At 67.1% G+C, this 16,873-nt stretch carries 20 protein-coding genes and 1 pseudogene; 9 read left to right on the top strand and 12 right to left on the bottom strand.

Going from position 1 to position 16,873, the window contains the following annotated elements; genetic code table 11:
• Nucleotides 1–724 precede the first annotated feature (724 nt).
• Entirely contained in the window at nucleotides 725–880 is a 156-nt protein-coding gene (locus ITJ56_RS17400; RefSeq protein WP_194631892.1) for a hypothetical protein, read from the bottom strand.
• Between the two features lie 668 nt (nucleotides 881–1,548).
• Here ITJ56_RS17400 and ITJ56_RS18605 point away from each other — a divergent pair.
• Nucleotides 1,549–1,980 carry an AraC family transcriptional regulator gene (locus ITJ56_RS18605; protein WP_323749858.1) on the top strand — a complete coding sequence of 144 codons (432 nt, stop codon included), beginning with the start codon at nucleotides 1,549–1,551 and terminating at the stop codon, nucleotides 1,978–1,980.
• Between the two features lie 461 nt (nucleotides 1,981–2,441).
• A complete protein-coding gene (locus ITJ56_RS17390) occupies nucleotides 2,442–2,765 on the top strand; it encodes a hypothetical protein (protein WP_194631890.1) in 324 nt (107 codons plus the stop codon).
• 137 nt (nucleotides 2,766–2,902) lie between these two features.
• Here ITJ56_RS17390 and ITJ56_RS17385 read toward each other — a convergent pair whose 3' ends face one another.
• The 4 genes and pseudogenes from ITJ56_RS17385 to ITJ56_RS18600 form a co-directional block, all read right to left on the bottom strand.
• Nucleotides 2,903–3,439: a MarR family winged helix-turn-helix transcriptional regulator gene (locus ITJ56_RS17385; protein WP_194631889.1), complete on the bottom strand. Its 537-nt coding sequence runs from the start codon at nucleotides 3,437–3,439 to the stop codon at nucleotides 2,903–2,905.
• 66 nt (nucleotides 3,440–3,505) lie between these two features.
• Entirely contained in the window at nucleotides 3,506–3,688 is a 183-nt protein-coding gene (locus tag ITJ56_RS17380; RefSeq protein WP_194631888.1) for a hypothetical protein, read from the bottom strand.
• 208 nt (nucleotides 3,689–3,896) lie between these two features.
• Nucleotides 3,897–4,226 (bottom strand): annotated as a pseudogene (locus tag ITJ56_RS17375) (fatty acid desaturase family protein); the annotation flags it as partial.
• Nucleotides 4,227–4,366: 140 nt separating this feature from the next.
• Nucleotides 4,367–4,537, bottom strand: coding sequence for a hypothetical protein (locus ITJ56_RS18600; RefSeq protein ID WP_228518148.1), 171 nt, complete (start codon nucleotides 4,535–4,537; stop codon nucleotides 4,367–4,369).
• A 187-nt stretch (nucleotides 4,538–4,724) separates the two neighbouring features.
• Here ITJ56_RS18600 and ITJ56_RS18595 point away from each other — a divergent pair, with 187 nt between their 5' ends.
• From ITJ56_RS18595 to ITJ56_RS18590, 3 genes are read left to right on the top strand one after another with little or no spacing between them, the layout of a single operon-like run.
• Nucleotides 4,725–5,144, top strand: coding sequence for an ANTAR domain-containing protein (locus ITJ56_RS18595; RefSeq protein ID WP_228518147.1), 420 nt, complete (start codon nucleotides 4,725–4,727; stop codon nucleotides 5,142–5,144).
• Nucleotides 5,145–5,158: 14 nt separating this feature from the next.
• Nucleotides 5,159–5,926: an ANTAR domain-containing protein gene (locus ITJ56_RS17365; protein ID WP_194631886.1), complete on the top strand. Its 768-nt coding sequence runs from the start codon at nucleotides 5,159–5,161 to the stop codon at nucleotides 5,924–5,926.
• Nucleotides 5,923–6,891: an AraC family transcriptional regulator gene (locus ITJ56_RS18590; RefSeq protein ID WP_228518146.1), complete on the top strand. Its 969-nt coding sequence runs from the start codon at nucleotides 5,923–5,925 to the stop codon at nucleotides 6,889–6,891. The genes ITJ56_RS17365 and ITJ56_RS18590 overlap by 4 nt, the downstream gene beginning before the upstream one ends.
• Before the next feature lie 434 nt (nucleotides 6,892–7,325).
• Here the strand turns inward: ITJ56_RS18590 and ITJ56_RS17355 are convergent, their stop codons facing one another.
• Nucleotides 7,326–7,943: a hypothetical protein gene (locus ITJ56_RS17355; protein ID WP_194631885.1), complete on the bottom strand. Its 618-nt coding sequence runs from the start codon at nucleotides 7,941–7,943 to the stop codon at nucleotides 7,326–7,328.
• Here ITJ56_RS17355 and ITJ56_RS17350 point away from each other — a divergent pair.
• Nucleotides 7,933–9,123, top strand: a complete 1,191-nt coding sequence (locus tag ITJ56_RS17350) for an alpha-amylase family glycosyl hydrolase (RefSeq protein ID WP_323749857.1) — start codon at nucleotides 7,933–7,935, stop codon at nucleotides 9,121–9,123. The two genes, ITJ56_RS17355 and ITJ56_RS17350, sit on opposite strands and share 11 nt — an antisense overlap.
• Nucleotides 9,124–9,194: 71 nt before the next feature.
• On the opposite strand, the gene mmsB is transcribed toward ITJ56_RS17350, so the two are convergent.
• The 3 genes from mmsB to chvE all read right to left on the bottom strand — a co-directional run bounded on the left by mmsB (nucleotide 9,195) and on the right by chvE (nucleotide 13,147).
• Nucleotides 9,195–10,376, bottom strand: a complete 1,182-nt coding sequence (gene mmsB / locus ITJ56_RS17345; protein WP_194631884.1) for a multiple monosaccharide ABC transporter permease — start codon at nucleotides 10,374–10,376, stop codon at nucleotides 9,195–9,197.
• Nucleotides 10,363–11,916: a multiple monosaccharide ABC transporter ATP-binding protein gene (gene mmsA, locus ITJ56_RS17340; protein WP_194631883.1), complete on the bottom strand. Its 1,554-nt coding sequence runs from the start codon at nucleotides 11,914–11,916 to the stop codon at nucleotides 10,363–10,365. Before mmsA ends, mmsB begins: the two co-directional genes overlap by 14 nt.
• A 103-nt stretch (nucleotides 11,917–12,019) precedes the next feature.
• Nucleotides 12,020–13,147, bottom strand: a complete 1,128-nt coding sequence (chvE, locus tag ITJ56_RS17335; RefSeq protein ID WP_194631882.1) for a multiple monosaccharide ABC transporter substrate-binding protein — start codon at nucleotides 13,145–13,147, stop codon at nucleotides 12,020–12,022.
• Nucleotides 13,148–13,224: 77 nt separating this feature from the next.
• Here chvE and ITJ56_RS17330 point away from each other — a divergent pair, with 77 nt between their 5' ends.
• Nucleotides 13,225–13,644, top strand: a complete 420-nt coding sequence (locus tag ITJ56_RS17330; RefSeq protein WP_194631881.1) for a hypothetical protein — start codon at nucleotides 13,225–13,227, stop codon at nucleotides 13,642–13,644.
• Nucleotides 13,645–13,660: 16 nt separating this feature from the next.
• Here the strand turns inward: ITJ56_RS17330 and ITJ56_RS17325 are convergent, their stop codons facing one another.
• Nucleotides 13,661–13,894, bottom strand: coding sequence for a hypothetical protein (locus ITJ56_RS17325; protein ID WP_194631880.1), 234 nt, complete (start codon nucleotides 13,892–13,894; stop codon nucleotides 13,661–13,663).
• Between the two features lie 42 nt (nucleotides 13,895–13,936).
• Nucleotides 13,937–14,110, bottom strand: coding sequence for a hypothetical protein (locus ITJ56_RS17320; protein WP_194631879.1), 174 nt, complete (start codon nucleotides 14,108–14,110; stop codon nucleotides 13,937–13,939).
• A 173-nt stretch (nucleotides 14,111–14,283) separates the two neighbouring features.
• On the opposite strand from ITJ56_RS17320, the gene ITJ56_RS17315 reads away from it, so the two are divergent.
• Nucleotides 14,284–14,586, top strand: coding sequence for a hypothetical protein (locus tag ITJ56_RS17315; RefSeq protein ID WP_194631878.1), 303 nt, complete (start codon nucleotides 14,284–14,286; stop codon nucleotides 14,584–14,586).
• Nucleotides 14,587–14,817: 231 nt separating this feature from the next.
• Here ITJ56_RS17315 and ITJ56_RS17310 read toward each other — a convergent pair whose 3' ends face one another.
• On the bottom strand, nucleotides 14,818–15,003 hold the full coding sequence (locus ITJ56_RS17310; RefSeq protein ID WP_194631877.1) for a hypothetical protein: 186 nt from the start codon (nucleotides 15,001–15,003) through the stop codon (nucleotides 14,818–14,820).
• A 162-nt stretch (nucleotides 15,004–15,165) separates the two neighbouring features.
• Here ITJ56_RS17310 and ITJ56_RS17305 point away from each other — a divergent pair, with 162 nt between their 5' ends.
• Nucleotides 15,166–16,836, top strand: coding sequence for a hypothetical protein (locus ITJ56_RS17305; RefSeq protein WP_194631876.1), 1,671 nt, complete (start codon nucleotides 15,166–15,168; stop codon nucleotides 16,834–16,836).
• Nucleotides 16,837–16,873: the final 37 nt, after the last annotated feature.

Below are 16,873 nucleotides of genomic sequence, written 5' to 3'. Positions count from 1 at the left end.
CGCGCCCCTGCAACCTCACCCATCCGCGCAACCAACCGCGTCCGCTCCACCACTGCCTCATCCACCCTCCGATTCTCTCCGATACGGGACCGAGCTGGCGTCATACGGACGTGGTCCGGTCGCCGTCCGCGTCGCCCGGCCACCCCCAGGAAGGCTGCCCGACCGGCAAGCGAACGGGCAGCAGGGACAGAGTCAACGCCAGCGCCCCAAGCTCCGACACCATCGGCCAGAACCACAACGACGCCCGCAGTCGTTCCACCGAGATCCGCGCCCTCACACTCGTTCCCTCATGGCTTCCATGGCATCGCCGTAGGGGGTGCAGCACCTGAACGTTCAGGCCGCCGTCCTCGTGAGCAGAGCCGCGGTGACCACTCGAATAGGCGGCTGGGGGGTACCGTCATGGAACGTTTTGCAATCAGTGGGTTTCAGGGCAGCTGTTCACGCTTCCGCTCAAGACGCCAGCGATCGAGGTAGCAGCATGGACCCGGACCGCCCACGCCTTATCGCTCTCGCGGAACGAGCACTCGCTGCCGAGCACGATGTGGTCCCCGACAGCGTCCTGTACGAATGGGCGACTACTACGGCGACTGGCAGCAGCCCCTCACCGTGCACTACGACGTCACCACTCCCACCGGCGAAGAGCACCGGCATCAGCACCTCATCTGACGCCCAACTGCCCCTCGCGCGGCCCGCCTCGGCAGGATCCGACTGAACGTCGGCGCTGCTAGCGGCGTACACGCTCCGGAGCATCGTCGCGGAAGAAGTCGCTGCCGTTGCCGGAGAAGCTGGCCACGCCCTCGCGCCGCCACTGCTTCCGCGCGCGCTTGAAGGTGGTGACGCGTGCCGGTTCGACGTTGTCGTCGCTGGTGTAGGTGCTCATGGCTGATCTCCCTGTGACTGCCCGTGGTTCCCGTACTCCCTGATCGAGGGTAGCGACACGGCGCGTGCGCGGTTACGACCAGCCCGACGCGCATATCCGTTTTCGGAAGTTAGTTCGACGTATTGTGGATAGGGTCGAGTTAGCCGCATCATCAGACGGTGACCGAGCGCCGCACTCAACGGGTGACCCAGAGCACTGACCCCGCAGTGGCTGCGGATGCAATCGCGCGTACCCATGTGACACATGGCGTCGACGTGGACCCGGATGGTGCGGTGTTCTCGTTCGAGGAACGGGTGCGTGGTACCCGGCTGTTGTCGCTGGAGACCACCTCGTGCACTGGCGTGGTCAGGGGCACGATCGAGCCGGACAGTGCGATGGTGCTGGTGTGGTTGAAGTCCGGGCGAGGCACCGTGGATGGGCACCGCGTCCCGATCGGCCGGCCGGTGCTCTACCGGAACGAGCCGCAACCGGTCCGGTTCGAGTCGTTCCAGAAGGATGTCCTCCGCATCGACCGAGCGACCGTTGAGCGGGTCGCAGCGGAGCGTGGGGATTGGACGCCAGGACCGTTGGAGTTCCAGCCTCGGCACGTTCCCGAGGGACCGACGCTGGCGGCGTTCTGGTTGATGGTCAGAGCGGTCGCCGCGGAAGTGCTCGGCGGGCCCGAGGAAGTGTCAGAGGATCGAGAACGGGAACTGACCCGGTTCGCTGCTGGTGGCCTCCTGACGGCGATCCCGCACTGGCCCCTCGGTCAGCCCGGCCCGCAGACCGCTGCGAGTGCGCGGTTCGCGCGGGCCGAGACGTTCCTACTCGAGCACGCGACTGAGCAGATCACCGTCGCCGACATCGCCGACGCGGCCGGGTTGAGCGTCCGCGGCCTCCAGGCTGCATTCAACCGACATCACGGCATCACACCGCTGGCCTACCTCCGACGCATTCGACTGCTCCTAGCGCGAGAGCAGCTGCAGTCCGATTCCGACGCCAGCATCGCGGAAATTGCGCGTGAAGCAGGATTCGCACACCTCGGACGGTTCGCCGGCGCGTACCGGGACGAGTTCGGTGAACTCACCCGCCGAACCAAGCAGATCGCCCGCGGCTGGTAACCCAAATCCCTCCGGCGCGCGGCGCTGGCCCAGCCGGTCACGGCCCGCATGTGAGGCACCGAACCGCCAGGCGTAGCATCACGACGATGCCCGTTCTCGGGGTCGCCGCCTTCGTCCCGACAGGGAGCCCTGTATGCCGTCGCCACTTCCCACATCAAGCGATCTTGTCTGGACCGCAGTATCCGCCGACTCCTGGTCGGCGTCCCGCTCCGACGGTACCCTCCTCGGCGATGTCACGCGAACGGACCAATACTCCGCACACAGCGCTGACAACATCGTCACGGGAAGCCACAGCTCTCTGGAATCTGCGCGGAGCCAGGTTGAAGCCCACGCCCGCTGGTTGCGCTCCCGCACGCAGCCCGTCTGGTAGCCCGACCCGACGGCTGGTCATGTTGCGCGGAGCGGAGCAACGCACCGCGCACGCAGCCGTGATCAGTTTCATGGACTGGAAGGAACATCTGATGATGCACATTCAGTACGACAGCAGCACGATCCTCACCAGCGACGACGTCGCCGATGCCGTCATCGAGTACGCCGCCGCCCTCGCCGGCGGCGACCGTGCCGACACCATCGCGATCCCAGCGGTAGCGCACGACGGCACAATGACGACCACGAAAGTCCTCATCGGCCCATCGAGCGAGATCGTGGTCGAGGACGCCGAGGAAGACGAACTCGAAGTCGAGGACCAGGAATTCGTCGCACGGCTCCGCGCGGCCGCGGCAACGTTCGGACACAGCGAAGTCATCCACGCCGACACCCGCTCCGACCTCACCGACGCCGACTAACCCGCCCACCTGATCCGGCTGCTGCTCCCCCCCCACATGGGCTCACGGAATGGGTGATCCTCAGGTCGGCGCCGCGCGTAGCGGCGAACGAGATGGCCAACGTGGCGGGTGGATCGCGCAGATCCTCACGGCAGCGTTCAGCTGGCCGCTTCAATGACGTGGTCGTCGGATTCGTCGATGACGGTGTACTCATCCGCCGGTTCAGGCGCTCCGGCGGCGATCAGCGCGTCAGTGATCTGGGTCAGGCACCGGGTGAGCACCTCGTTGTCCTCACGCGAGAGGTGATCGATCACCTCAACGACGACCTGGTGATACCTCGTGTACGCGTCGTCGATCTTCTTCGCCGCCTGCACGGTCGGTTCAAGGACCTGCGCCCGGCGGTCGGTCGGGTGCGGGGTGCGCGTGAAGTCGCCCTTCGTGACGAGCCCGTCGACGATCTTCGTCACCGACGCGTTCGACACGTTCAACATCACCGCGAGGTCCTTCGGCCCCATCGCCCGACCATCCCGATGCGCTTGCAACATGTACCGGACGGCCTGGAACTCGTTCTTCGACAGGCCACTCTCGATGCGCGCCTGCTCGAGGCGCTGCTCTTCCGCGTGCTGCAGGCGGAGGATCGCGTCGGTGGCATTCTTCGCCGACTTTGAGCGCGGCTCCCGCGCATACAGGTGCATGTGTTCGCGGCGAACAACAGTCAAAGGCACAGTGCAGTGATCCCTCCCGGTCGAGTGAACCGAATCTTACTGAGCCGGCGCGGCGAAGAAGTCCGCGTACGACGGCCCGCTCAACCCGGACAGCAGCGAGGGGTCGTTGACGCGCTGGTTCACGTACGCGTCCACGATAGCGGGGTCGGTGAGCCCGAACCGCCGGTGGGTTCCGGTGACGCGCCCGCTCTGGGGGAAGCTCTGGTAGGTGCTACGCACGAGGGGTCCCTTTCGTCGTTCAGCGATCGACCCCCGAGTCAGGGCCACCCCCCGTCCGAGGGAATGCCAAGACTGTTTCACGACGTGAACGGTTTACGCAAGTGACCTTTCGCAGCAGGGACATTTTGCCCGATGAACGATGCGTGTGCATGGAGACCGTGCTCGGCGGCTATCGGGCGGTGCGCGACGCGGGATGGCAGGCGTCCGCCTAGTGGACGCGGTACTGCTGCACCATGAGGCAGGCGAACGGGTCGCGTGCGGCGAGACCGACGCGGTTCAGGTACTGCACCACGATGGCGTAAGAGCGGATCAGGGAAGTCTCGGCGTAGGGCACGTCGTGGTCGGCGCAGAACTGCCGGACGACCAAGCGGGCCGCGCGGAGGTCCGGGCGGGCCATGTTCGGGAACAGGTGGTGCTCCACCTGGTAGTTCAGCCCGCCCATGAAGTACTCCACCCACCGGCCACCGTGGAAATTGCGGGAGGTGAGGACCTGCCGGCTGAAGAATTCCACCTTCTGGCCCGCCTCGATGATCGGCATGTAGACCGCACGCGCTGCGATCTCGTAAGTCCGACGGTGCGTCGCCTGTGGTCGGGGTGGTTGTTCAGCCCGTGCCGTTTGCGAGTGCTCACGGTAGCGTGGTTGAGACGCTGCTCGCCCGGACCTCGCCTGCACTGCTATCAGGAGAGAGCAACCATGGAGTTCCACCGCCACGCTGCGGCGACCTGCAGCCCGACCTGGCGCAGCTCATGAGCAGGGACGTGTTTCTCGCCGCAGCCGCCGCCTTGCATGGTGCGGGCGAAGACGATGACCTGTGTTCCCCGTTCCTGTCCGCGCTGCCTGTCGTTCATGTCGCGATCTCCACCCTCGGCAGCGTGTTCGGATCCGAGACAGTCTGTGCCAGCGACCCGATGGCCGCCCGATTCGATGAGATCCAACTGGACCTCGGCGAGGGACCCTCCTGGGAAGCGACCCGAACGGGGTTGCCGGTGTTGCAGCCCGACGTGGGCGGGGGACGCGTCCCAGTGGCCGGTAGCGATGATGGCGCTGCACGAGGCAGGCGCCGGCGCAGTGTTCGCGTTTCCGATGCGTTTGGGCATCTTCCGCATGGGCGCCGTGAACCTGTACGACCGTCGCCCGATGCCCCTCACCCCGGCTGTGGTTCGCGACGCGGCCGCACTCACCGAAGCCGTCTCCCGGCAGGTGCTGCAGCGGGCGCTCGCCCGCGCCAGCCCTGACGCCGGTGCACCAGCGAACGAGAGTGGCGGACGGTACTCCCGCCGGGAGGTCTACCAAGCATCGGGCATGCTCGCCGCACAGTCCGGCGTCGGCGCCGATGACGCGCTACTGCTGCTGCGCGCGTACGCCTTCGCCGATGGCCGTGCTGTTCGCGCCCTCGCGAACGACGTGCTAACCCACACGATGGACTTCACCCACCGCAACGACTCTGCCCCCTAGGGAAGGAAGCAGCCATGGCCCGAACCAGAGAACAGCAACTCGTCGAGACGTTCGTCACGCTCACCGACACGCTCGTCACCGACTACGACCTCGTCGACCTTCTGCAGTCCCTAGTCGACAACGCCACCGACCTGTTCCACGCCTCCGCGGCCGGCATCCTGCTGACCAACCAGTGGCAGGAACTCGAGGTCATCGCGTCCACGAGTGAACGCAGCAGCTTCATCGGTCTCATGCAACTCGAGACCGGCGAGGGGCCATGCGTCGAAGCGTTCACGACCGGGCAGACGGTGTCAGTCGAGAACCCCGCCGAGATGCGACACCGGTGGCCCCGCTTCGCGGATGCATCAGAGCAGCTCGGCTACGCCTCCGTGCACTCCGTCCCGCTGCGCCTGCGCGACACGACCCTCGGTTCGATGAACCTGTTCCGCGAGACGGCAGGAACCCTGAACACCGAGGACGCGATCGCCGTGCGCGCACTCACCGATGTTGCAACGATCAGCACTCTGCAGCACCGCACCGACGAACACGCTGACCTCGTGCAGAACCAGCTTGAGCATGCACTCGAGAGTCGCATCGTGATCGAACAAGCCAAGGGCTTCCTGTCCCACACGCACCAGATCGACCTGGACACGGCGTTCACGCTGCTCCGCTCCTACGCCCGTTCACACCAGACCCGGATCGCCGACGCAGCGCGTGACGTCGTCGACCGTCGCGTGGTCATCGCGATCGATACCACGCAAGTTCCCGCTCCCTCCGCCCTGACCGACAAGCCCCAACCATGACCGAGGCGTCGCGCAAGCAGCAGCCAACCCCGCAGATATCCCTCTCCGGACGCAGCATCGACGACGCAATCGCAGCATTTGACACCTTCTACGCAGCCAGCCAGTTGCACTGCCGCCCCGCGACCGGACCCTTCTGGTTCAAGTACGTCAGCATCGGTGATGACGAACTCAGCATGCGCCGACTGCGGATGGACGGCTACCTCCGAGGCGACATCGCCACCGGCCGAGAGACCATCGTGCAGTGGATCACCCGCGGTCAAGCACGGATGGATGCCGACGACGATGAGGCACCCGTGCAGCTCGGTTCGGCGCCGACGCTGTTCCCGGCCGGCCGACGGTTCCACATCGAGTACGAGAACGTCGACCAGCGCCTCGTCCACGTAAACGAGGACCTCCTGCGCGACGTTGCCCCTGACCAGCGAGCAGGGAACATCTCCCTGATCCCCCACCCCGGCATTGCAGCGGACGAGGCCACCACGATGCAGTGGCGGGCCAGTGTGACCAAGGCGGTCGCGGCGTTCCGCGCGGACGGTCCGACATCAGCAGCATGGCAGGAGGCGAAGCGCGACGTGGCACGGGCGCTCCTCGCGCTCTACCCGCTGCGTGAGGAGCCAAGCCCTGCCGCCCCCGGCAGCCAGATCGATGCCCCGTTGCAAGCCGCGCTTGATTACCTACGCAACCACGCACGTGAACAAGTCACCGTCGCGGACGTCGCTGCGGCAGCCGGCATCAGCATCCGAACCCTGCAGGAGCGATTCAAGAGGACTCTCGGCCGGAGCCCGCTGACGTACCTCCGCGACATTCGCCTCGACGAGGTTCACGCGGAACTGCAAGCCCCTGAACCCGGCATGACCACCGTCGCCCAGGTCGCCCGATACTGGGGCTTCGGCCACTTGGGACGCTTCTCTGCCGAGTACACCAAACGCTTCGGCCAGTATCCCCGCCACACGCTCCGCACGCGATAACGCGCCACAGCACCGCCACCATGCGGAAGAAGAGGGCCCTCGGCCGTCGCATCAGCGGCGAAAACAAGTGCCGACCCAGGCATACACAACTCGTGGTTCCGGCCGACGACCGCTTGCGTTTCAGAGGAGTTTGCTATGGGGCTGGAGCAATCCGGTGGGGTGAGCGTTTAGGGCCTGCACCTTCACGGCGAAAGACGACGTCGACCACGGGGGCCTCGCCTCCGCCTGAGCGCTCTTGATCGCGGCGCCGCTCTGCGGTGTCGTCGCGGTGCGAGCTCCGTCGAGCAGCGCCGGGGTGTTTCGAGGGGGCGGAGCCGTCGCGCAGCCCACGGACACCAGGACGGCCCGATGGGACAGCTGCGGGCCGTGATGGGACACGAACCGGTGCCGGGTGGGCGTGGGGGCCGCTGGCTGCGACCCCCACGCCGGTTCACCTACTCGGCAGCCGCGTCCGCTTCGGCGTCCTGATTGGTGTTCTCGCTGTCATCCAAGGCCTCCGTGGCCTCGACTGCGGCGGGGTCCTCGTCGGCGGCGGAGGCTGCGCCGGTGACGATCTGCTCGACGTGGGAGAGCGTGTAGCCCCACGCGACCAGCTGGTTGAGGTACGGGACGGTGCCAGCGGCGGGCATGCTCCACCCGTACCGGCCGAAGCCCGACTCGACCTCGGCCAGGGCGAACGCGAACGCCACGTGTCCGGCCTTCCCGGGACGCTTCCGCGCCCACTCGGCCGCGTCGGCGTCCTCGGGGACACCGAGGAGGTCCGTCGCGTTGATGCGCTGGCCGTAGTAGTCCCGCATCGGCGTCAGCAGCGTCGCCGCGGTCCACCGTGCGGCGTCCTTCGGGAGCGTCTTCGAGTCGACGAGTCCAGCGAGCCAGGTCCGGCGGACCTCGCGCGCGGCGGTCCAGTCGTCCCGCAGACGGTCATCCCGCTGGCGGCGGGCTTCCGCTGCTTCTGCTTCCGCGGCGCGCTCGGCATCTTCCTCCGGCGTCAACTCGACGGCGGGGCGGTCGTAGAAGTGCCGAGCCGTGTGCTGCTCCGGGGTGGTGCACACCGGGTGGCTCGACCACGTCGTCGACCTCGGCCTGAACGGGCTGCTGCTCGGTCCGGTGTTCGCGAGCTCGACCCACGGGTACGACACGACCGACCACTTCCGGATCGACCCGCGCCTGGGCGACGATGCCGACCTCGACGAACTCGTCGCAGCTGCGAAGGAGAAGGGCGTCCGCGTCGTGCTCGACGGCGTCTTCAACCACGTGGGCCGTGCGCACCCGGCTTTCCGGGCGTTGGCCGAGCAGGGGCCGGAGGCAGCGACCGCCGACCTGTTCGCGATCGACTGGTCCGGGTGGGAGTCCGGGCAGGACGTCCCCGTCGGACTGTTCGAGGGGCACGACATCCTCGTGGCGTTGGACCACGACAGCCGCGCCACCGAGGACCTCGTGGTGGAAGTGATGACGCACTGGCTGGACCGCGGGGTGGACGGCTGGCGACTGGACGCGGCGTACGCGGTGCCGCCGGCGTTCTGGGCGCGGGTGCTGCCGCGGGTGCGGGAGCGGTTCCCGGACGCCTGGTTCAGCGGCGAGGTGATCCACGGCGACGCGGCGGCGATCGCGCGCGACTCGACGATGGACTCGCTGACCCAGTACGAGCTGTGGCAGGGGATCTGGCACGGCATCGCGGACCGCAACGGCCACGAGCTCGCGCACGCGATCGAGCGGCACGACGCCCTGCTGGCCACCTTCGCCCCGACGACGTTCGTCGGCAACCACGACGTCACCCGGATCGTGAGCGCGGTGGGGGAGCGGTTCGCCGGGCACACGGCCGCAGTGCTGTTCACGGTGGCGGGGACCCCGGTTGTCTACGCCGGCGACGAGTACGGCTTGACCGGGGTGAAGGAGGAACGCGAGGGCGGCGACGACGCGGTCCGACCGGAGTTCCCGGACCAGGCGCCGGAACCCACGGCGCTGACCCACGCGTACGAGGCGCTCATCGCCCTGCGCCGCCGGAACCCCTGGCTGCACCGGGCGCACACCGACGTCGTGCACCTGACCAACACCGCCGTGGTGCTGCGGACCGCGACCGCGGACGCCGCCGTGGTGACCGCCCTGAACCTGGCGGACGACCCCGTCGAGGTACCCACGGCTGATGCGACGCAGGTGGAGGCGGGCGGAGCGGATCTCGGGGACGGGACCCTGCGCCTCCCGGCCGCGGGGTGGGCTGTCCTGTCCCGCTGAACCGCCAAAGCGACAGAAGTGCGCGGATGTTCCGCGCACATCTGTCGCTTTGGCGAAGGTGACGCTGCGCCCTACTTGCGCGCGGACGCCGCCCGGCGCTTGTTGAACACGTCGAACGCGACGGCGGCGAGCAGCACCAGGCCCTTGATCAGGGACTGGAACTCGGTACCGACACCGAGGATCGACATGCCGTTGTTCAGCAGGCCGATGATGAGACCACCGACGATGGCTCCCGGCACGGTGCCGATGCCACCGGTGACGGCGGCACCACCGATGAAGACGGCGGCGATGGCGTCGAGCTCGAAGCCGTTGCCCGCGCCGGGTGCCGCCAGGTTGAGCTGGCCGGTGAAGACCACGCCCGCCAGCGCCGAGATGACGCCCATGTTGACGAAGAGCAGGAAGGTCACGCGCTTCGTCTTCACACCCGACAGCTGCGCGGCCAGGGCGTTGCCACCGATCGCGTAGATGTGCCGACCGAACACCGCGCTCCGCATGACGACCGAGTAGATCACCACGAGTGCGCCGAGCACGACGAGCACGATCGGGGTGCCGTTGTAGCTGGCGAGCAGGAGTGCCACGTAGATCACGAGCACCGCACCGAACGCCGTCTTGACGATGAACCAGGCGAAGGGCTCGCTCTCCAGGCGGTACTTGCGACGCGTCATGCGACCGCGGAACGCCGCGATCATCATGACGGTCGCGGCGGCGAAGCCGAGGATCATCGTGAGCGGCTCGTACCCGGTGGTGCCGAAGGACGGCAGGAAGCCGGAGCCGAGCGACCGGAACCCGGTCGGGAACGGCGAGATCTGCTGGTTCTGCAGGACGATCTGGGCCGCGCCGCGGAAGGCGAGCATGCCCGCCAGCGTCACGATGAACGCCGGGATCCCGAAGTAGGCGATCCAGAAGCCCTGCCAGGCGCCGACGAGCGCACCGACCACCAGGCAGAGCACGACCGCGATCGGCCACGGGATGTTCCACTGCGTGATCATCACGCCGGCCATCGCACCGGTGAAGGCAACCACCGACCCGACCGACAGGTCGATGTGCCCGGCGATGATCACCATGACCATGCCGATGGCCAGGATGAGGATGTAGCTGTTCTGGACGATCAGGTTCGAGACGTTGATCGGGGCCAGCGTGATGCCGTTCGTAGTCACCTGGAAGAAGATGACGATGACGATCAGCGCGATGAACAGGCCGATCTGTCGGAGCTGCCCGGTGAGGTAGCCGACGGCGGACTTAAGCGCGTTCATTGACAGGGGTCTCCCGTTCCTGGGTCATGTACTGCATGAGGACCTCCGGCGTCGCCTCGGAGCGCGGGACGTCGGCCGTGATGGTGCCCTCGGAGAGCGTGTAGATGCGGTCGCAGATGCCGAGCAGTTCGGGGAGTTCGGAGGAGATCACGATGACCGCCTTCCCCTGGTCGGCGAGCTGGTTGATGATCGTGTAGATCTCGTACTTCGCGCCGACGTCGATGCCGCGGGTGGGCTCGTCGAGGATGAGCACGTCGGGATCGGCGTACATCCACTTCGACAGGACGACCTTCTGCTGGTTCCCGCCGGAGAGCTTCCCCGTCGCGACGTCGACGTTCGGCGCCTTGATGTTGAGGCTCTTGAGGAACTGGCTCGCGACCGTGGTCTCCTCCGAGGCGTTCACGAAGCCCCAGTTCGCGAGCTTGCCGAGCGCCGACCCGGAGATGTTCCGCTTGATGTCGTCGATCAGGTTCAGGCCGTAGCGCTTGCGGTCCTCGGTGACGTAGGCGATGCCGTTGTCGATCGCCTGCGAGACGGTGTGCGTCTTGATCGGGGTGCCGCGCTTGTACACGGTGCCGCTGATGCCGGTGCCGTAGGACTGGCCGAAGACGCTCATCGCGAGTTCGGTGCGGCCGGCGCCCATCAGCCCGGCGATGCCGACGACCTCGCCGGCACGGACGTTCAGGTTGGCCTGATGGATGATCTCGCGTGACGAGTCGAGCTGGTGGCGGACGGTCCAGTCCTCGATGCGCAGGAGCTCCTCGCCGATGACGGGGTTCTCGCGCTCGGGGTACCGGTTCGACAGGTCACGGCCGACCATCCCGCGGATGATCCGGTCCTCGGACACGTCGTCGGCCCGCATGTCGAGCGTCTCGATGGTCTTGCCGTCGCGGATGATCGTGACCTTGTCCGCGATCGCCTTGATCTCGTTGAGCTTGTGGCTGATGATGATCGCCGTCATGCCCTCGGCCTGCAGCGAGCGGATGAGCTCGAGCAGGTGCGCGGAGTCGTCGTCGTTCAGTGCGGCGGTCGGCTCGTCGAGGATGAGGAGCTTGACCTCCTTCGAGAGCGCCTTCGCGATCTCGACCAGCTGCTGCTTGCCGACACCGAGGTCGACGACCTTGGTGACGGGGTTGTCCTTCAGGCCGACGCGCCCCAGCAGCTCGGCGGCCGTCAGGTTCGTCTTGTTCCAGTCGATGAAGCCGCCCCTGGACTGCTCGTTGCCGAGAAAGATATTCTCGGCGATCGACAGGAAGGGGCTGAGCGCCAGCTCCTGGTGGATGATGACGACGCCCGCAGCCTCGGAGTCGTTGATGTTCGCGAACCGCACGGGTTCGCCGTCGAGCAGGATCTCGCCGTCGAAGGAGCCGGCCGGGTAGACACCCGACAGCACCTTCATCAGGGTCGACTTGCCCGCGCCGTTCTCGCCGCAGATCGCGTGGACCTGGCCACGCTCGACCTCGATCGTGACGCCCTGCAGGGCCTTGACGCCGGGGAACGTCTTCGTGATGTCCCGCATCTCGAGGATGGTGTCCGCCATGTGGACGCCTTTCCGTCGTGCGCGCGTGCGCGCGCTGGTGGAGACGGACTGGAGGCGCGGTGCGGGATGGCACCGCGCCTCCGGTCCGTGAGATGGGCCCTGACTACTTCAGGTCGGCTTCGGTGTAGTACCCGGAGTCGACGAGGACTTCCTTGTAGTTATCCTTCGTGACGACCGTCGGCTGGAACAGGAAGGTCGGGACGGCCTTGACCTTGTTGTCGTAGCTCTTCGTGTCGTTGACCTCGGGCTTCTTGCCCGTGAGCAGGTCCTCGGCCATGGTGACGGACTGCTTCGCGAGCTTGCGCGTGTCCTTGTAGATGGTCGAGTACTGCTGGCCGGCGATGATCGACTTCACCGAAGCCGCCTCGGCGTCCTGACCCGTGACGGTCGGGAGCGGACGGTCGCTCGTGCCGTAGCCGGCGCCCTGCAGCGCGGAGATGATGCCGATCGAGATGCCGTCGTACGGCGAGAGCACGCCGTCGAGCGTGGTGCCGCCGGAGTACGACTTCGCGACCAGGTTCTGCATGCGGGCCTTGGCCGTGGCCGGGTCCCACTGCTGCGTCGCGGCCTGGGACAGCTCGTCCTGGCCGGACTGGATCTTCAGCGTGCCGTCCTCGAGATACGGCTTGAGGGTCTTCATCGCGCCGTTGAAGAAGAAGCCCGCGTTGTTGTCGTCGAGCGAGCCGGCGAAGACCTCGATGTTGAAGGGGCCCTTCTCGCCGGTCTCCTTGCCGTCCGCGTCAAGCACGCCGAGGCCGGTGAGCAGGCTGTTCGCCTGGTCGACGCCGACCTTCTCGTTGTCGAAGGACACGTAGTAGTCGACGTTCTTGTTGCCCGTGAGCAGGCGGTCGTACGAGATCACCTTAATGCCGGCCTTGGCGGCGGCGTCGAGCTGGTCGGAGAGTGCGCCACCGTCGATGGACGCGATGATCAGGACCTTCGCGCCCTTGGTGATCATGTTGCTGACCTGCTGGGCCTGCTGCTGGACCTTGTTGTCGCCGTACTCGAGGTCGACCTTGTAGCCGGCCTTCTCGAGGTCGCTCTTGACGGCGTTGCCGTCCTTGATCCACCGCTCGGAGACCTTGGTGGGCATGGCGACGCCGACGAGGGCGCCCTTGTTGTCGCCGCTGCCGCCACCATCGGTGGATGCACGGCCGCCGGCCGAACAAGCGGCCAGCGAGATCGCGATGCCGACGGCTGCGACGCCCGCGATGATCCTGCGCTTCATCATCGAAGTACCTCTGTTCCTTCGCGTCGTCCTCGACGCCTCGGGTGCCGGGGCTGCTGTGCCCCGTGGGATGCGCTCGTGTGAGCGCTCACATCTTGTGGGTTCCGCGACGGGGTGTCAACTCAACGAGACCGGGAGAGCGTGTCACGTACGCACTAGCCAGTATCTGGTTAGCCGAGCGTGGCACGCACATCGACCAGCGAACGTGGGAGGCGTTGCACGACGGCGACCAGGGTGTCGTCGACGAGCACCCCGACGAGCTCGCCGCGATCGCGGACTACTACGAGGTTGTCCAGTCCTACCTCGTGGGACCGGACGACGAGACAACCGACCGCGTCGACGCCGCCCTCGAATACACCCGCGTTGAACGCACCCACGGGATCACCTTCGTCCAGGTGTGCACTAAGGGCGGCCTCGGCGTCGGCGTTGACGAGCTCCGCGCCATCACGGCGGAGATCAACCGCGTCGCAGAACAGCAGCGAGAGCACCACTCTGCATAGGGGCTGACCCGTCGCGCTACAGGGAGGTTGTGATCACGACGCGGTGCTTCACGGCCGCCAGCCACACCCATGCCGCGGTCGCGGCCTGGCCGCTCCCCCACTCGACCAGCACCGCATCGCCCGTCACTGCGATCGCCTTCGCTTCCACGCGGCGATCGACACCGCGGTAGGTGCGGATCCACGCGTGCACGGGCGCCGGCGGCACGACGTCGCCAACCGGGCCTCCACGGGCGTCTGCGGGCAGCGACACGGCTTCTTCGGGCACCCCAGCGGCCGCGCCGGCGCCCGCCCATCAGTGGCGCCCCTGCGGCTTCAGGGACTGCTTCTTGATCCGGTCCATGGGTAGCCACACGTGGTGCACGAAGCCCATGTGGACGAGCTGCACGTAGGCGGCGTCGCCGTCCGCCTGCTCCACGAACCCGGGGCACGTCTGCAGGCCCGACCGGGTGAACTCGACCCGCGCCACACCGCCGGGTAGCCGGACACTCGCTCCGGCGCCGGCGGGGCGTCGATGCCGAGCGGCTGGTCCTCGGGCGGATCGGGTGGCTCGGTGGCGCCCACCGGTGTTCGGGCATGCCACCGATGATGACCGCGGCCGCCGACACCGCAGGTGTCGGATCGCGCTGTGAGGATGGGTCCATGACCACCGTCCGCGGCACGATCCGCTCCACGAACACCATCACCGCTGACGGCCACGCAGACGACCAAAGCACCGCCCGGGCCCGCGCCGTCGACGGTCTGGATCTCAGCGGGTACGACGTCGTGCAGACGAACACGCTGAGCTCGACCGCGGCCGGGAACATCACCGTCCGCGCTGCCGCCCGGTCGACCGAGTTCCGACCGCACGAGGCGCCCGGGCCGAAATACGACGCCGCCCTGGCGGCGTACCTGCAGTCGATTCCCGACGGTTGGATCAGTCTGGGCATCACGGTCGGCGCCTGACACCGGCGAGAGACGATAGGGGCATGGCAATCCATCCCGCGATCATGCTCACCTGCGATGGCTACCAGTGCAGCGCAAGGCTGGCTCTGATCGGCCCCAACGCGGTCAGCTACCACGGTGCGCGCGGCCATGCGGAATCGTACGGGTGGGACTGCTCAGCAGACGACGTCGACTGGTGCCCCACCTGCCGGGCAGCGCAGGCGGCACTCGGCTCTTAGCCACCGCTCCCGGTCAGTGCTGACGGCGTTCGTCCTGGACCTGCACCACCAGCTCAAGCGTGCGCTGCAGCGCTGCCTCCGACGCCGAGAAGTCGGCCGCGGAGCGGCCGAGGAGGTTCAACTGCTTGATCGCGCGGCGGCGCAGCGCTGCGAGCTCGTCGACGGTGCGCCATTGCAGCGCTTCGAGCTCATCGTCCACGAGACGTGAGCGTACGCACCCGTCTGATGACCGTTCCCACTCGCACCTGAGCCCCCGTAGATGGCCACCGAGCGCGCTCTCGACTCCGGACGCGGACCCCCTCTGAGACTCAGGCAAGCAAGGAGATTACTTTTTCATGCACGGAAAGGTACGGTTTTCGATATGAAGGACTCGGCGATTCAGTTCGGCTCGCACAACTACCTCATGCCGGGTGCCACGCTCTCGGCGCAGGAGAGCGCCCGCCTGCTCGGCATCTCACTCTCGCGGTTCCGGCAGCTCGCCGGCACCAGAGCTACACCCGATCCGATTCTGGGCGCTCCGGAGAAGGAGCACGGTGTCCGCGGGGCGTCATGGCACCTCGAGGCGGTGCTCCGCACGGCCTTGGTGCGCGGGTACGGGAGTGCTGAGATTATCCCGCCACTGCTGCCCCACCCGAGCGAGGTCCGCTACCAGCCTGCCTTCGAGCAGGGCGCGCGCCGCATCGTCACGATCGCCAGCGGGCAGCGTTCACATCACGTGTGGGCGGAGCTGTACCGCCCGCGAGGGCACGGAGCCACGTACGACCTCCTAGTCGTGACAGCCCTCGACGATGACTGGTTCGTCACGCCGGAGGACGACACGGCAATCGCAAAAGAGTTCTTCGGAACGCTACCCGGCAGTCAGAGCACCCGCCATCTCGCCGTGGTCCATATCCCCGTCGCCGGCAAGCTGTACTACGTCCCGAACCTGGTGCGCGTGGCGGTTCTACATCGAGATCTGTTCACGTCGGATAGGCGGAACGCTCCGATGCCTCGCTGGTACAACGTGCCGGCACAGGACGTCGCGGCCTGCCTCGGATGGGACGCCGTTCCGGTATGGCCGACAAGCTGCATCACTGCCGCGAACGTATCAATGTGGGCGCCCGGGCGCCCTGTTCCCGTCATTGTGCCGGCCTCAACGCAAGCCCTGTGGAACGCGGCACTGATGGTGCCGACGTACCGCGACGCCGCCCCGACCGAGCTGCTCCGAGAGAGCTACCGCACCCTCGAGAAAGAGCTCTACAACGCCGTCGACCAGGAACGGGATGACGTCGATAGCCAACTCCCTGACGGCACTGCCCTCGCGATCACGCTGCAGTCGTTGCCCGTGCCCGACGACCTGCGATACGGCGAAAAGACCTCGTTTTTCGCCGCCGTGTCGCACATCACGTCGACGCCGGGAGTGCCGGCACTCGTCGCTGACGCGATCCTCACCTACTTCGGCGACTGGGGGTACTCCTCGCCGAAGACTCTGCACCTGCAGCACCTGCAGCACCTGCAGCACCTGCAGCATCTGCCCGATCGCTGGCAAGCAGGGTTTGACACCCTCCGCCGAGACGCGATCGCCCTCACCGACGAAGAAGTCAGCACGGCCAGGGCACGGCGGCTACAGGCCCATGCACTGTCCGCCGATCCGGCGCACCCGCCGATGCTGGCACGGGTGGGACGACAGTACGTCGCTTTAAACCCCAGCTACGTCACCGTGCTGGCGTGGAACGGGTACGACGACACCACCGACGACGGCACCCTCGCCGACGCCTGGCCGGCAATGGTCAGCGAGCTCCTAACCGCCCGCGACCCAGGTACGTCAGCCCTCGTCGCGTGGGCACTTACTGCCGACGGTGCTGTACACCCGCTCCCCACTTCCCAGGCCCTCCGAGACTTCCCGAGCCTCGCCCGCGAAGCCCTCACCGGAGAGACGAGTTCCAAGCCACGAAACCCGCGCCTGGAAGCACTGCTCAGCAGCATCACTCCGGAAACCCCACGCACCCTCAACTACACCGAAGCCGTCCCACTCCTCACCGAACAGAGTTAGCCGAGAGGGTTCTGACAAGTACCTGGCAAGCAACGCC

The organism is Curtobacterium sp. VKM Ac-1376 (assembly GCF_015351025.1).
GTDB lineage: Bacteria > Actinomycetota > Actinomycetes > Actinomycetales > Microbacteriaceae > Curtobacterium.
The sequence above is the reverse complement of the archived record's forward strand: the minus strand, read 5'-3'. Positions and strand labels throughout refer to the sequence as shown.

Coding starts and splice junctions, on each gene's coding strand:
- mmsB (WP_194631884.1), bottom strand. CDS start 10,376: ATGAACGCGCTTAAGTCCGCCGTCGGCTACCTCACCGGGCAGCTCCGA.
- mmsA (WP_194631883.1), bottom strand. CDS start 11,916: ATGGCGGACACCATCCTCGAGATGCGGGACATCACGAAGACGTTCCCC.
- ITJ56_RS18595 (WP_228518147.1), top strand. CDS start 4,725: ATGATGGCGCTGCACGAGGCAGGCGCCGGCGCAGTGTTCGCGTTTCCG.
- chvE (WP_194631882.1), bottom strand. CDS start 13,147: ATGATGAAGCGCAGGATCATCGCGGGCGTCGCAGCCGTCGGCATCGCG.
- ITJ56_RS17365 (WP_194631886.1), top strand. CDS start 5,159: ATGGCCCGAACCAGAGAACAGCAACTCGTCGAGACGTTCGTCACGCTC.
- ITJ56_RS18600 (WP_228518148.1), bottom strand. CDS start 4,537: ATGAACGACAGGCAGCGCGGACAGGAACGGGGAACACAGGTCATCGTC.
- ITJ56_RS17305 (WP_194631876.1), top strand. CDS start 15,166: ATGAAGGACTCGGCGATTCAGTTCGGCTCGCACAACTACCTCATGCCG.
- ITJ56_RS17400 (WP_194631892.1), bottom strand. CDS start 880: ATGAGCACCTACACCAGCGACGACAACGTCGAACCGGCACGCGTCACC.
- ITJ56_RS18590 (WP_228518146.1), top strand. CDS start 5,923: ATGACCGAGGCGTCGCGCAAGCAGCAGCCAACCCCGCAGATATCCCTC.
- ITJ56_RS17390 (WP_194631890.1), top strand. CDS start 2,442: ATGATGCACATTCAGTACGACAGCAGCACGATCCTCACCAGCGACGAC.
- ITJ56_RS17315 (WP_194631878.1), top strand. CDS start 14,284: ATGACCACCGTCCGCGGCACGATCCGCTCCACGAACACCATCACCGCT.
- ITJ56_RS17385 (WP_194631889.1), bottom strand. CDS start 3,439: ATGCACCTGTATGCGCGGGAGCCGCGCTCAAAGTCGGCGAAGAATGCC.